Annotated in this window: 13 protein-coding genes; 5 read left to right on the plus strand and 8 right to left on the minus strand. The window is 54.7% G+C overall.

Translation table 11 applies throughout. The features are described from left to right. Positions 1 to 59 precede the first annotated feature (59 nt). The 5 genes from ACO0U8_RS02455 to ACO0U8_RS02475 all read left to right on the plus strand — a co-directional run bounded on the left by ACO0U8_RS02455 (position 60) and on the right by ACO0U8_RS02475 (position 5118). On the plus strand, positions 60 to 1106 hold the full coding sequence (locus ACO0U8_RS02455) for a 3-deoxy-7-phosphoheptulonate synthase (RefSeq protein ID WP_217203259.1): 1047 nt from the start codon (positions 60 to 62) through the stop codon (positions 1104 to 1106). 344 nt (positions 1107 to 1450) lie between these two features. Beyond that, complete coding sequence (locus ACO0U8_RS02460; RefSeq protein WP_217203257.1) at positions 1451 to 2485, plus strand: hemin-degrading factor; 1035 nt, start codon at positions 1451 to 1453, stop codon at positions 2483 to 2485. Next, on the plus strand, positions 2482 to 3312 hold the full coding sequence (locus tag ACO0U8_RS02465) for a heme/hemin ABC transporter substrate-binding protein (protein ID WP_217203254.1): 831 nt from the start codon (positions 2482 to 2484) through the stop codon (positions 3310 to 3312). The genes ACO0U8_RS02460 and ACO0U8_RS02465 overlap by 4 nt, the downstream gene beginning before the upstream one ends. Positions 3313 to 3329: 17 nt before the next feature. Continuing rightward, complete coding sequence (locus ACO0U8_RS02470) at positions 3330 to 4337, plus strand: FecCD family ABC transporter permease (protein ID WP_136375160.1); 1008 nt, start codon at positions 3330 to 3332, stop codon at positions 4335 to 4337. After that, positions 4330 to 5118, plus strand: a complete 789-nt coding sequence (locus ACO0U8_RS02475; RefSeq protein ID WP_421670207.1) for a heme ABC transporter ATP-binding protein — start codon at positions 4330 to 4332, stop codon at positions 5116 to 5118. Before ACO0U8_RS02470 ends, ACO0U8_RS02475 begins: the two co-directional genes overlap by 8 nt. Before the next feature lie 22 nt (positions 5119 to 5140). Here the strand turns inward: ACO0U8_RS02475 and ACO0U8_RS02480 are convergent, their stop codons facing one another. From ACO0U8_RS02480 to arnD, 8 genes are all read right to left on the minus strand, one after another. After that, a complete protein-coding gene (locus ACO0U8_RS02480) occupies positions 5141 to 6595 on the minus strand; it encodes a protein adenylyltransferase SelO (RefSeq protein ID WP_421670208.1) in 1455 nt (484 codons plus the stop codon). A 140-nt stretch (positions 6596 to 6735) separates the two neighbouring features. Next, the gene (locus ACO0U8_RS02485; protein WP_122095596.1) at positions 6736 to 7464 is read right to left on the minus strand and encodes an EAL domain-containing protein; all 729 of its coding nucleotides are present in this window, start codon (positions 7462 to 7464) and stop codon (positions 6736 to 6738) included. Between the two features lie 326 nt (positions 7465 to 7790). Then, on the minus strand, positions 7791 to 8804 hold the full coding sequence (locus tag ACO0U8_RS02490) for a lipoate--protein ligase A (protein ID WP_056773496.1): 1014 nt from the start codon (positions 8802 to 8804) through the stop codon (positions 7791 to 7793). Between the two features lie 83 nt (positions 8805 to 8887). Beyond that, the gene (locus ACO0U8_RS02495) at positions 8888 to 9367 is read right to left on the minus strand and encodes an NlpC/P60 family protein (RefSeq protein WP_082465713.1); all 480 of its coding nucleotides are present in this window, start codon (positions 9365 to 9367) and stop codon (positions 8888 to 8890) included. 157 nt (positions 9368 to 9524) lie between these two features. Next, complete coding sequence (arnF, locus tag ACO0U8_RS02500; protein ID WP_056773493.1) at positions 9525 to 9914, minus strand: 4-amino-4-deoxy-L-arabinose-phosphoundecaprenol flippase subunit ArnF; 390 nt, start codon at positions 9912 to 9914, stop codon at positions 9525 to 9527. Next, a complete protein-coding gene (gene arnE / locus ACO0U8_RS02505; RefSeq protein ID WP_136375154.1) occupies positions 9911 to 10243 on the minus strand; it encodes a 4-amino-4-deoxy-L-arabinose-phosphoundecaprenol flippase subunit ArnE in 333 nt (110 codons plus the stop codon). Before arnE ends, arnF begins: the two co-directional genes overlap by 4 nt. Next, positions 10240 to 11910, minus strand: coding sequence for a lipid IV(A) 4-amino-4-deoxy-L-arabinosyltransferase (gene arnT, locus ACO0U8_RS02510; protein WP_421670209.1), 1671 nt, complete (start codon positions 11908 to 11910; stop codon positions 10240 to 10242). Before arnT ends, arnE begins: the two co-directional genes overlap by 4 nt. Beyond that, complete coding sequence (gene arnD, locus ACO0U8_RS02515; RefSeq protein ID WP_421670210.1) at positions 11910 to 12809, minus strand: 4-deoxy-4-formamido-L-arabinose-phosphoundecaprenol deformylase; 900 nt, start codon at positions 12807 to 12809, stop codon at positions 11910 to 11912. The genes arnT and arnD overlap by 1 nt, the downstream gene beginning before the upstream one ends. Position 12810: the final 1 nt, after the last annotated feature.

Here is a 12810-nt window from a genome sequence, read left to right on the forward strand (position 1 = left end):
GATCGCCATCACTTCCCGGTATTCCTGCCGCAGCGAAGAAACAAATTTTAGAGAGCACCATGTCACAAACAGATGAGCTGCGTACGACGCGCATCGACAGCCTGATTACGCCTCAGGCACTGGCAGATAAATTGCCAATCTCTCCGTCGGTCGCCCAACACGTGATGGCATCACGTAAACGTATTGAAAAAATTATTACCGGTGAAGACCCGCGTCTGCTGGTGGTTGTCGGGCCCTGCTCAATTCATGATATTGAAGCCGCTATTGATTACGCCGGAAAGCTGAATGTTCTGCGTGAGAAATATCAGGATCGCCTTGAAATCGTGATGCGAACTTATTTTGAGAAACCCCGCACCGTGGTGGGCTGGAAAGGTCTGATTTCAGATCCGGAGTTAAACGGCTCATGCCGGGTTAATGAGGGTATCGAGCTGGCGCGCAAAGTCTTACTGGCCATCAATGAGCTGGGTATTCCTACCGCGACCGAATTTTTGGATATGGTGATCGGCCAGTATATTGCCGATCTCATCAGCTGGGGCGCTATCGGTGCGCGTACCACTGAGAGCCAGATCCATCGCGAAATGGCGTCCGCCCTGTCCTGTCCGGTGGGTTTTAAAAACGGTACAGACGGCAACACCCGCATCGCCATTGATGCTATGCGCTCCTCCCGCACCAGCCATATGTTCCTGTCGCCGGACAAAAACGGTCAGATGACGATATATCGCACCGCCGGTAATCCTTACGGCCATGTCATTATGCGCGGTGGTAAAAAACCGAATTATCATGCTGAAGATCTTAAACAGGCTTGTCTGAATCTTGCCGAATTCGACCTGCCACAGCGCCTGGTCATTGATTTCAGCCACGGTAACTGTCAGAAACAGCACCGGCGCCAGCTGGATGTTGCGGCCGATATCTGCGAGCAAATTCGCAGCGGTTCTACAGCGGTAGCAGGCATCATGGCGGAAAGTTTCCTGGTCGAAGGAACTCAGCCTATCGTGCCCGACAAACCGCTGGTATACGGAAAATCCATTACCGACCCTTGCCTGAGCTGGGAAGATACAGAAACGCTGCTGTCCATGCTGGCGGATGCCACCGACAGCCGGTTCTGATCCCTTCCGGTAAACCACGCAAGACAGCCCAGGGCAACGTTCACGTTGCCCTTTTTTATGCCTTCAGATCGCCCTGACGTTCACCTCAATATTTTCAAAACCACTGCGTTATCCCCCGGTATTTAAAGGGCTATTTTCCGAAAATTACATTCTGCCAACAAAAATTTTCTTGATGTGTTTCTGCAATGATTTGATAATGATTATCAAATTGATATTAATTCCCATTACCATGCTTGAGCGAGATAGTGGTCATGCGGAACAATATTTTACAAATCATTCACATAACAGCTCAAATTTTTATCTGCCCAATGGCGGATGACGTTTAAGACTACGAGGAGACAGCCATGCATTCAGTTCACTATCAGGATTATTTACAGGCAAAAGACGCTAATCCAGGTAAATACGCACGCGATCTGGCCAACATTCTTGGTATCAGCGAAGCCGAATTAACGGCCCTGCGCGTTTCCCACGACTCAGCAAGACTGAATGTTGATGCCCGCACGCTGCTCGCCGCGCTGGAACACGTCGGCGGCACAAAATCCATCACCCGCAACGAATATGCCGTTCACGAACAACAGGGCCATTATCAGAATCAGCATCTGAACGGACACGCCGGGCTTATCCTCAATCCGCGTGCGCTGGATTTGCGCCTGTTCCTGCAACACTGGTTGCATATTTTCAGCATGACGGAATCCACCGCACGCGGCGATCGTCACAGCATTCAGTTCTTTGATGCTCAGGGCGAGGCGGTGCATAAAGTTTATACCACCGATGAAACGGACATGGCGGCGTGGAATGCGCTGGTTGAACAGTACAAAAGCGACGTTAACCCGCCGCTGCAACTCGAAGCCGCACCCGCTTCACCGGAACCGACACCTGCAGACACCAGCACTCTTGATGCCGAGTGGCGTGCGATGACAGACGTTCACCAGTTTTTCCAGTTGCTTAAACGTCATGATGTCACGCGCCAGCAGGCATTCAACGCGGTTGGCGATGATCTGGCCTGGCGGGTTGAAAACGATTCCCTCACCCGTTTACTGAACATTGCCAAAGACAGTCAGAACGAGATCATGATTTTCATCGGCAACAAAGGCTGTGTGCAAATCTTCACCGGCAAGATCGAAAAAGTGATGCCACACGGCGAATGGATCAACGTTTTCAATACGCGTTTCACACTCCATCTGGTGGAAAGTGCCATTGCAGAGAGCTGGATCACCCGTAAACCTACCAAAGATGGCTTCGTCACCAGTCTGGAACTGTTCGCCGCAGATGGCACTCAGATTGCGCAACTGTATGGTCAGCGCACCGAAGGCACGCCTGAACAAACGCAATGGCGCGAACAGCTGGCACAACTGAGCAACGAAGGCGCCACGGTATGAAACACACACTGAAAACGCTGATCGCCACCGTCGCCCTGCTCTCTTCGCCGCTGATCCACGCCGCAGAAAAGCTGGTAAGTATCGGCGGTGACGTGACTGAAATTGTTTACGCACTGGGTGCGGGCAATGAAATGGTGGCGCGCGACAGCACCAGTCTGCGCCCCAAAGCCGTGCTGGCGCTGCCGGACGTCGGTTATATGCGTCAGCTTAATACCGAGGGCATTCTCTCCATGCACCCGACGATGGTGCTGAGCAGTGAACTGGCCGAGCCTTCGCTGGTATTACAGCAATTGGCACAAAACGGTGTGAAGGTCGTCCGCGTGCCGGGCATGGCGTCAGTGGATGCCGTGCCGAAAAAGATTGATGTGATTGCCAAAGCGCTGAACCGTCAGGCTGAAGGTGAAAAGCTGATTGCGACTTATCGCACCCAGCTTTCTGCCGTCAAACACGATCCTCTGCCGGTAAAAATGCTGTTTGTGATGAGCCACGGCGGCATGACCTCGATGGCCGCCGGTCAGGATACGGCAGCCGATGCGATGATCACGTCGGTTGGCGCGAAGAATGCCATGCAAGGTTTCAGCCGCTATCGTCCGCTGTCCCAGGAAGGGGTGATTGCCAGCGCGCCAGACATTTTGCTGCTGACCGCTGACGGAATTAAAAGCTTAGGCGGAATGGATCAGGTGTGGAAATTACCCGGCGTGGCCATGACGCCAGCCGGTAAAAACAAACGCGTACTGGTGCTCGATGATATGTCCCTGCTGGGCTTTGGATTACAAACTCCGGCAGTGATGACTCAGCTCCGTCAGGCGGCGGAAAACGTTAAATGAGCAGCATGAGCCCCCCAATGCCATCCCGCCGGCGCTCGCCGGTCTGGGCGCTGACGGGCCTCGGTGGAGCTCTGCTGCTGCTGGCTATTCTGGCGGCGAATACCGGTGCCATGTCGCTGTCGCTGCGCACTCTGGCAGGCCTGCCGTTCAGTGACGGATTATGGCAGGTGTGGTTAACCGTCCGCCTGCCGCGCGTGTTGCTGGCGGTGGTGGTCGGCTGTGCGCTGGCAAGTTCCGGCGCGGTGATGCAGGGGCTGTTCCGCAATCCGCTGGCCGATCCGGGCCTTCTTGGGATCAGCAGCGGTGCCGCGCTGGCGGTGGCGCTGACCATAGTGATGCCGCTGGCCCTGCCGCCGCTGCTGGCGTTGTACAGCCATATGATCAGCGCTTTTGCAGGCAGCCTGGCGATTTCACTGGTGGTTTTCACGCTGAGCCGGTTCGGACACGGCGGATTATCGCGCCTGCTGTTGGCCGGAATTGCGATTAATGCACTGTGCGGCGCGGCGGTTGGCGTGCTGACCTATGTCAGTGACGATCAGCAACTGCGCCAGTTCTCGCTGTGGAGTATGGGCAGCCTCGGGCAGGCGCAATGGCCGACGCTGGCGGTGGCCTCCTCCCTTATTTTGCCCGCCTGTATCGCCACCTTTTTCATGTCCCGCCGTCTTAATATTTTGCAACTGGGCGAAGAGGATGCGCATTACCTCGGCGTCAATGTTCGCCGGACGCAGTTGCAATTGCTGCTTCTCAGCGCGCTGCTGGTCGGTGCCGCGGTGGCGGTGTCAGGCGTGATTGGCTTTATCGGACTGGTGATCCCGCATTTGCTGCGCATGCGCATCGGTGCCGACCATCGCTGGCTGCTGCCGGGGTCGGCGATGGCGGGTGCCTGCCTGCTCTTACTGGCCGACACACTGGCCCGCACACTGGTGGCACCGGCAGAAATGCCGGTCGGGCTGATCACCAGTATCATCGGCGGCCCTTACTTTTTATGGCTGATTCTTCGCCCTGGAGTACCGCGTAATGTCTGATTTTTCCTCCGCCCTGGTGGCAGAAAATCTGGTGTACGCCGTTGAAGGCCGCCGGTTAATTGACGATGTGTCGCTCAGTCTGCACAGCGGTGAAATGGTCGCGCTGATTGGCCCTAACGGTGCCGGAAAATCGACACTGATGCGCATGCTGACCGGCTATCTGGCACCGCAAAAAGGCCGGTGTACCTTGCAGGGAAAAGCGCTGACAGAGTGGTCCGCGCAGGAACTGGCGCGTACCCGTGCGGTCATGCGCCAGAACAGTACGCTGGCGTTTGGTTTCAGTGTGCGGGAAGTGCTGACGCTCGGGCGGTCGCCGCATGGTCAGCTGAATATGCAGCAGGCGCTGAACGACGTCATGGCGCAAACCGGTTGTCTGAATCTGGCGGATCGTGATTATCGTCATCTGTCAGGCGGCGAACAGCAGCGCGTCCAGCTGGCCCGCGTACTGATTCAGCTCTGGCAGCCCGACCCTTCACCGCGCTGGTTGTTTCTGGACGAACCGACATCGGCACTGGATTTATATCATCAGCAACATGCGCTGCGCCTGTTACGTCAGCTGACGCAGCAGACGCCGCTGTCCGTGTGCTGCGTGCTGCATGATCTGAATCTGGCGGCGCTGTATGCCGACAGGATCATTTTGCTGCACAGCGGCAGAGTGGTCGCCAGCGGAACACCTGCCGCAGTATTGAGCGAGGAGACATTGAGCCGCTGGTATCAGGCAGATTTGAACGTCTGCCCGCATCCGGAAACGGCGTTACCACAGGTCTTTCTGCGGCAGTAAATCTGCCTGCAGAGCGTGCGGGTCAGCTTGAGCAGGAAATTTCCAGATGTTTGCCCCAGTCAGGCGGCAGTACGGCCAGATGATCGTACTGCGGATCGTCACCGTATGGATCCTGCAACGCCTGATGTAACGCCGTCAGCGCACTGATATCGTCCACTTCCGCCAGTTCAATGGCCTGCTGTGCCAGGTAATTACGCAGAATGATGCGCGGATTACTCAATTTCATTGCCTGCTGACGGGTGGCGTCCTCCACGCCCTCTTCCTGCAAACGCTGACGATAACTCTGGTACCAGCTGTCAAACGCCGCGCGGTCAATAAACGCATCGCGCAGCGGCGACGTGGCCTGTTGCTGCTCAACCTGGCTGAGCAACCGGAAAGTTTGCGTGAAATCCCTGCCCTCTTTTTCCATCAGACTCAGCAACCCGGTGAGCAGATTGTTGTCCTGCTTATTCTCGGTAAAGAACCCAAGTTTGCCCCGCATCAGCGTGCCGTAGGCTTTCATCAGCGCTGGCTCATACCCGCTCAGCGCGGCCTGTAACTGTTCAGTGCTCATCAGCCCGGACAAGGTCTGCGCCAGCCGGTGAAGATTCCAGTACGCGACTGCCGGCTGATTATCGTAACTGTAGCGCCCCTGATGATCCGAGTGATTACAGATGTAACCCGGCTGGTAATCGTCAAGGAAACCGTAGGGGCCATAATCCATCGTCAGCCCGAGAATCGACATATTGTCGGTGTTCATCACGCCGTGCGCGAACCCCACACTTTGCCACCGGGCAACCATTTCCGCCGTTCGCTTCACCACGTCGCTGAACCATTGCTGATAACGGCTTGTCGCCACGGGCTCATTTTCTGACAGCTGCGGCCAGTGATGAGCAATGACATAGTCGGCCAGCATTTTTACCTGTTCAGGCTGTTTGCGGTAATAGAAGTGCTCGAAGTGACCGAAGCGGATATGGCTTTCGGCTATGCGCATCAGCATTGCGCCGCGTTCAGGTTGCTCCCGAAATACCGGCTGATCGCTGGTGACGATCGTCAGCGCGCGCGTGGTCGGAATGGACAAATGGTTTAAGGCTTCGGAGGCCAGAAACTCACGGATGACGGAGCGCAACACTGCGCGGCCATCGCCCATGCGCGAATATGGCGTCAGCCCGGCGCCTTTCAGGTGCCAGTCAACACGTTTGCCGTCAGGCAATACCTGCTCACCCAGCAAAATACCCCGGCCATCGCCCAGCTGCCCCGCCCACTGACCAAACTGGTGGCCGCTGTAGACCTGCGCCAGCGGCAACATGCCGGGGAAAAATGTCTCACCGCACCAGAATTCGCGGTGGGCATCATCGAAGAGCGTTTCATCCAGTCCCAGCTCCCGCGCGAGTGGTGCGCTGTGATACAAGAGCCGCGCGCCCTTGAGCGGCGTGGGTGGCAAGGCAGTGTAAAATCCGTCCAGTTGATCGGCATAATGGTGTTCGAATAGCGGCATAAATCCCCCTTTTCTTTAGTGTAGAGCCGCCCTGCCGGGATTAACACGGAGTAAACGCAGGGAGATTGGTGTCGCGACATAAAAAATCCCGGCGCAGCAAGGCCTGGCCGGGATTGACTCATACTCATAAAGACGGACGATTAATGAAATTGGTCGGGCCTGATCAGCAGGCTGTCGAGTTGTTCCGGGTCTACGCCCGGCCACAACAAGCCTTTAAGGCCCTGAACGTCATTTTTACGTAAGGCATCAAAATAGTCCTGACTGTCCAGCCCATCCACCACAATGTTGCGGCAGAAACGGCTGACGTTTCTTAATAAAGAAGGCATAACGATGGTGAAATGCTCTCCCTCGTAAAGTTGCCAGAATAAGTTTTTATCCAGTTTTACCCATTTAAAAAGATGGTCGTAAACCGGTGTCATCGTGACGTTGCCTGATCCGAAATTATCCAGCCACAGCGTAAAATGTTGTTGCAGGGCGACCAGTTGCGGATTGTTCCGGCCTTGCGCAAGCTGCGGAAACGACTCGCTCAGATTCAGATGTACAAACGCATGGGCTTTAAAAGCATTTCGCAGCGGTTCATCCTCCAGCAGAATCGCCACCAGCCGCTCTTCAACACCGATATTTAAGATGACCTGGTTATCACTGAACCATTGCGCATGTTCAGTCGCCCAACGTTGTTGCTCATTGAGAAAACGTAACAGCTGGGCCTGTGACAGCAAATTCAGCACCAGTTCTGTCGGCATAGTTAACTTACTGTCTGTGCTGGAGAAGCGACAAATTAATTCAATCGCAAGCAATTTCCCCTGAACGGAATAAATTGGCTGACACAGGTAGCTGCTGTTAAAGGCCGTATCGAATTGTATTTTCATTATTTTCCAAAACTTCAACGGCACTGCGAGGTGATTACAGTCTTTCTTGTGTCGCGGTCAGAGCAAAAAATCATGTAATCCCGAGGTATTACCGGAAAGTGAAAAATTGAATATCAAAAAATAGTTTAGGACTAATCTTATTTCCATTATGTATAACGTGCAACTCCGTCTATATGCGGATGACGTTTTATGTGCAGGGGATGGGAGATCCCCACATTTTCACTGGTCCGGAGGCGGAAAAATGTCAATTTCGCTAATGGTTATAGTGTCTTATAAGATATTGCGCAAGCTCCGGAGAGTGCGTGACACCCCACTCTCCGGGCAGATTATTTAATGCATCTCACCAGCCAGGTATGAAGTTCCGCTAATTCTGACCGGAAGGCCGGATACTGCTGAATAATTTTCTCGCACACTTCTGAGACATCCTGAGCATTGTATCGCGTTCCGGTTAACTGCCCCGCCAGCGCCAGTAAAGGGGCCGGATTCAGGCTGTCGGTGAAAATTTGTGCCCGGCTGATGTCACCCTTTTCCACGTCAAAGTGAATATCCACGCCGCCCCAGACAAAACGCTCATTCAGTTCATGGCTGAACGCTGGCGCTTTACCGAAATTCCACTCCCAGCTGCTTTGCTTAGCGAAGCGCTCAGGAAAACCCGGTAAGTCAGGGAAAACGTCCGGTGAGATGATTTCAGGTTCCACCCGTGCGCCGTACCACTCAAAGAAAGCCTCAGCCACGGCGGTGCTGATTTGTTGATGGTCAATGCCGGGAACAAATTCATTCAGATTTGCCACGCGTGAACGCACCGAGGTAATGCCTTTGGCCTGAAGCTTTTTCACATCAGGATTCAGGTAATTAGCCAGACGGCTGAGATCGGCATTAAGCAATAAAGTGCCGTGATGAAAACCGCGATCGACGGTTTCACGGTAGGCTGAACCGGAAATTTTGCGCTCGCCTTCGGGCGTCTGAACCACCAGATCGTTGCGGCCTGAGGCACTGGCATCAATACCCAGCGTTTTTAATGCGTTGAGAATGATGCCGGTAGAGACGCTTTTGTCGTACTCCGGTTTACCGGCCATAAAAGTAAAACAGGTATTACCCAGATCGTGGAAAACCGCGCCGCCGCCGCTGCTGCGACGTGCCAGACGAATACCGTCTTCTTCCATCCGGCGGGTATTGCACTCTTTCCACGGGTTCTGCGCCTGCCCGATGACCACGGTTTCCGCATTACGCCACAGGAACAGCACCCGTTGCGTGGTCATTTCACGAAAGATGCAGTCTTCTACAGCCAGATTGAACCAGGGGTCGTAAGAGTCGGAGAGTAATAATCTGAGAGGTGTCATCGCGTATTCATCCTGAAAAAGTCTGTTTTGATAATAACAGCAAAAATCAGGATGAAATACGCAGGGAATTCAGGGGGAATACGTCAGATGCGTCGCGCCTGCCAGTAGACCTTACGCCAGTAAACGTTATCGAGTGAAGAACGGGTGACGCCCTGGCTGGTGGATGCATGAATAAACTGGTCGGCGGTGTCGTAAATGCCGACGTGGAGTCCATTTTCACCGCTGCCGGTTTTGAAGAAAACCAGATCGCCGGGAAGCAGTTCATCGCGGGATACTTTAGTGCCAATTTTTGTCTGATCGGCGGTGGTGCGTGGCAGCACGACGCCGAAACGGTCGCGGTAGGTACGGAAAACAAAACCGGAGCAATCGACGCCGCTCGGTTGTAATCCGCCATAACGGTACGGTGCGCCATGCCACTGGCTGAGCTGGTCGTTAAGCTCGGCAACCACGGTGATGGAATCGGCAAAGCGGCCACTTGGCGGCGGTGCGTGGCTGCTGCAGCCGTTAAGAATTAACGCGGCAACAGCCAGCAGGGAATACATGGATACGGACGACCAGCGCATAGTGCATTCCTTCTCGAATAGCGTCACGGCCAAGGCCGAAACGCGAGGATTTGCGCAGGCCGGATAAGTCGCCGTTATCTAAGAACTAATAGAATTTAGCGCTATTTTATCCGTCATCCAACCTTTAAATGATGATTTTTATCGTTGCCGGAGGGCGTTAATGTGATTTTTTAGAGGGTTTGCTGTGAATGATCCACACGCCTGAGAGGATCAGTAACCCGCCGAGGGTCTTCGTCAGGCTGATGCTCTCATTGAACCACGGCAGCGCGACAGCGGCGATGTAGACCAGCGCATAGCTCAGACTCAGCAACGTATAGGCGCGGTTGAGAGGTAAAACGCGTAACGCAAAGAACCAGCAGCCCATGGAAAGCACATAGCCGCACAGGCCAAAAAACACCGCCGTCAGCGCACTTAAGTGATTCTGTACAAACACAATTGTGATCTGTGAAAGTGAAATCCACGGGATCTGTACCATGCCCCACTTCATCAGTAATTGCGCCAGCGTCACTAACAGTACGCTGGCACCGCCCCACAGATAGCCTTTCATAAACTGACACTCATCAGCGCAATACCCGACATGATAAGCACGACGCCACACCAGTGTCGGGTATCCACGTATTCATGGAAGAACCAGCGGGCGCAAAGCGTGATCAGCACGAAGTTCAGGCTGAGCATCGGATACGCCAGGCTGAGAGGCAAAAGCTGTAAGACCCGCAGCCAGAGCAACATGCCAATCCCCAGCAATACCACCGCCAGCGCCAGCCAGCGCAGGACGAAACTCACCCCTTTGCCTGAAACCTGTGCGGCCTGCTTCTGACAAAGCTGGCCGGCACAGGTGATCACGCTGACCGCAAGCACCAGAAGGAGTCCGGTCATGGCAGCTTTTTATAGAACAGCAGAGCCAGACGGTTCACTTGCACCGTATGATCCGCCGGTGGCAGTTTATCGGCAGAGACAATGTTGCTGTCGAGTTTGATGACCACTGAAATATTCCCCTCCTGCCGCGCTTTTTGTAACCATGCCGGGAATCCGGCGGCATCTACAAATTTATCCTGCGCATCAGGATAACTCAGGCCGTACTCCAGCTCTCCCCTTTCATCAAACATGATGATGTCACTGCGTTTAAGCATCCACGCCAAACCGGTCGCCACACCCACGTTATCTGCCAGAATGTAACGGCTCTGGTGAAGCAGCGCGCTGTTCTGATCCAGGAATGCCTGCGGCTGTTTGGAGTCGATCACTTTCTGCGGAATAGCCTGACCGATAAGCAATGCCAGCACCAGCGGGCAAATTGCCGCCCAGTACCAGCGTTTTCTAAGATCAGTCAGCGACATAGCACCGGCTAGCGCCCAGACTGCAAAGCACAAAATACCAATCAGCGCCCGGGGCAGTTCCGCACGGCCAAACACCGCTTTAACATGAACCGGCAATATTCCGGAGATCACCAGCACCGCCACGGCCATCAGCACGCCAAAGACGATGTTGATGATGCCGTTGGCTTTCAGCGCGCGCAATTTTCCTGACTGGCGGATCTGATCAAGGTGATCGGCCAGCAGCAACGCCAGCGGTGCAAAGCACGGTAAAATGTATGTCGGCAGCTTGCCTTTGGCGATGCTGAAGAAAATCAGCGGCATCACAGCCCAGCTCAGCAGGAAGAACAGCTCAGGTCGCAGCACGCGTTTAGTCCAGCCATCGCGCAGTGCTCCCGGAAGTAGCCCCAGCCACGGCAGCGCGCCGAGGCAAAGCACCGGCAGGTAATACCAGAACGGGGCTTTGTGCTGTGCGTTCGATTCGGCAAAGCGTTGAACATGCTCGACCCAGAAGAAATAGCGCCAGTAGTCCGGTTCCTGACGTGCGACGGCCAGCACCCAAGGCAGGCTCAGGGCGACGGCACTGACGATCGCCAGCGGCCCCCAGCCAAACAGGGTTTTGAAGCGTTTTTCGCGCCAGACAATCGGCAATACAGCAATGACCGGTAACGCCAGCGCCAGAAAACCTTTGGTCATGAAGCCCATGCCGCAGGCCAGCCCCAGCACAATCCAGCTCAACGCCTTTTGCGGCGTGCCCGAAACGCGCAGACAAAAGTAACTGGCGACCATCGCGGCGGTCATCCACAGGGTAATCATCGGATCCAGCACGCTGTAGGTGCCGATGCTGAACACCAGCGTGCAGGAAAGATAGATCAGCGTCGCGATGTACGCCGTCTGGCGGTTACGCCACATCAGGTTTGCCAGCCAGAACACCAGCAACGCGCTGAGCATGGTGCTGAACACGGAACCAAAGCGGACAGCAAAGTTGCTGTCACCGAAGATCATCTGGCTGATATTGTTGAACCAGTAGCCAGCCACCGGTTTTTCAAAATACCGTAAACCCAGCAGATGTGGCACCACCCAGTCGCCGCGTTGCAGCATTTCCCGGCTGATCTCTGCATAACGGGTTTCATCGGGTTGCCACAACAGGCGGGTGTTAAGAGGAACAAGGTAAACCAGCGCGAAAAACACCAGAACCAGTGTACTCCACACGCTTTTATATGCTTTCGACATCAGGAAAAACCTTCTTGCTGACAACCTAACCAGCCTTCCCGTCCCGGGAAACTGGCGCGAACCACTTTGCCTTTCGGCAGCGAACTCAGATCCTGCGGGAGCAGATCACCCAGTGCGCAGAACTGGATCCCCTGCGCCGCCGCACGGGTTAATAACGCGTCAAACTGTGCAGCCAGAGACATGCCTTCCACTTCTGCGTGAATGGTGTAAACCGGCACGCCCTGATCCTCAGTGATGGCCTTGAGGATAAAGTCGTTGAAGTTATCGGCGTTAATGTCGCCACCCGCCACTTCATCGTAAGTCGGTAACGTCACCGGAATTTGTACTGTCCCGAGGGTGCCGTTTTCCAGCACAGGAAGGAACGGGTATTTTCCCCGGCAATCACTGTTGTAATAGAAGTGGAAACGCTCTTTAACTTCGATCACCCGTTCGTCAGCACGCCAGCCTGCCACCGCTGAACACTCGACGTCATGACCGAGACTTTTTTCCAGTGCGTCCAGCCCCAGCTGAATTTGCTGCTCAAGCTGTGCTTCGGACCATTTACCCACTTTGGCCTGCCAGCCCTGATGATCCCAGGCGTGCAGCCCGACTTCATGCCCGCGTTTGGCCGTTTCTTTCATCAGATAACCCAAATCGCGCGCGATAGGTTTACCCGGCCACGCGGTACCGGCCAGCAAAATATCCCAGCCATAGAGTGACGCGGCATTGGAGCGCAGCATCTTCCACAGAAAGCGCGGTTTAAGCAGGCGCCACAAGTGACGCCCCATGTTATCCGGCCCGACGCTGAAGAAGAAACTGGCGGTAATTTTATGTTTCGCAAGCACTTGCAGAAGCTGAGGGACACCCTCGCGGGTGCCGCTCCAGGTATCTACATCAATGCGCAGACCCACTTTCTTCATG

The organism is Rahnella sp. EDr1-12, from assembly GCF_049206505.1.
GTDB classification, from domain to species: domain Bacteria; phylum Pseudomonadota; class Gammaproteobacteria; order Enterobacterales; family Enterobacteriaceae; genus Rahnella; species Rahnella rivi.

Coding starts and splice junctions, on each gene's coding strand:
- ACO0U8_RS02455 (WP_217203259.1), top strand. CDS start 60: ATGTCACAAACAGATGAGCTGCGTACGACGCGCATCGACAGCCTGATT.
- ACO0U8_RS02460 (WP_217203257.1), top strand. CDS start 1,451: ATGCATTCAGTTCACTATCAGGATTATTTACAGGCAAAAGACGCTAAT.
- ACO0U8_RS02465 (WP_217203254.1), top strand. CDS start 2,482: ATGAAACACACACTGAAAACGCTGATCGCCACCGTCGCCCTGCTCTCT.
- ACO0U8_RS02470 (WP_136375160.1), top strand. CDS start 3,330: ATGCCATCCCGCCGGCGCTCGCCGGTCTGGGCGCTGACGGGCCTCGGT.
- ACO0U8_RS02475 (WP_421670207.1), top strand. CDS start 4,330: ATGTCTGATTTTTCCTCCGCCCTGGTGGCAGAAAATCTGGTGTACGCC.
- ACO0U8_RS02480 (WP_421670208.1), bottom strand. CDS start 6,595: ATGCCGCTATTCGAACACCATTATGCCGATCAACTGGACGGATTTTAC.
- ACO0U8_RS02485 (WP_122095596.1), bottom strand. CDS start 7,464: ATGAAAATACAATTCGATACGGCCTTTAACAGCAGCTACCTGTGTCAG.
- ACO0U8_RS02490 (WP_056773496.1), bottom strand. CDS start 8,804: ATGACACCTCTCAGATTATTACTCTCCGACTCTTACGACCCCTGGTTC.
- ACO0U8_RS02495 (WP_082465713.1), bottom strand. CDS start 9,367: ATGCGCTGGTCGTCCGTATCCATGTATTCCCTGCTGGCTGTTGCCGCG.
- arnF (WP_056773493.1), bottom strand. CDS start 9,914: ATGAAAGGCTATCTGTGGGGCGGTGCCAGCGTACTGTTAGTGACGCTG.
- arnE (WP_136375154.1), bottom strand. CDS start 10,243: ATGACCGGACTCCTTCTGGTGCTTGCGGTCAGCGTGATCACCTGTGCC.
- arnT (WP_421670209.1), bottom strand. CDS start 11,910: ATGTCGAAAGCATATAAAAGCGTGTGGAGTACACTGGTTCTGGTGTTT.
- arnD (WP_421670210.1), bottom strand. CDS start 12,809: ATGAAGAAAGTGGGTCTGCGCATTGATGTAGATACCTGGAGCGGCACC.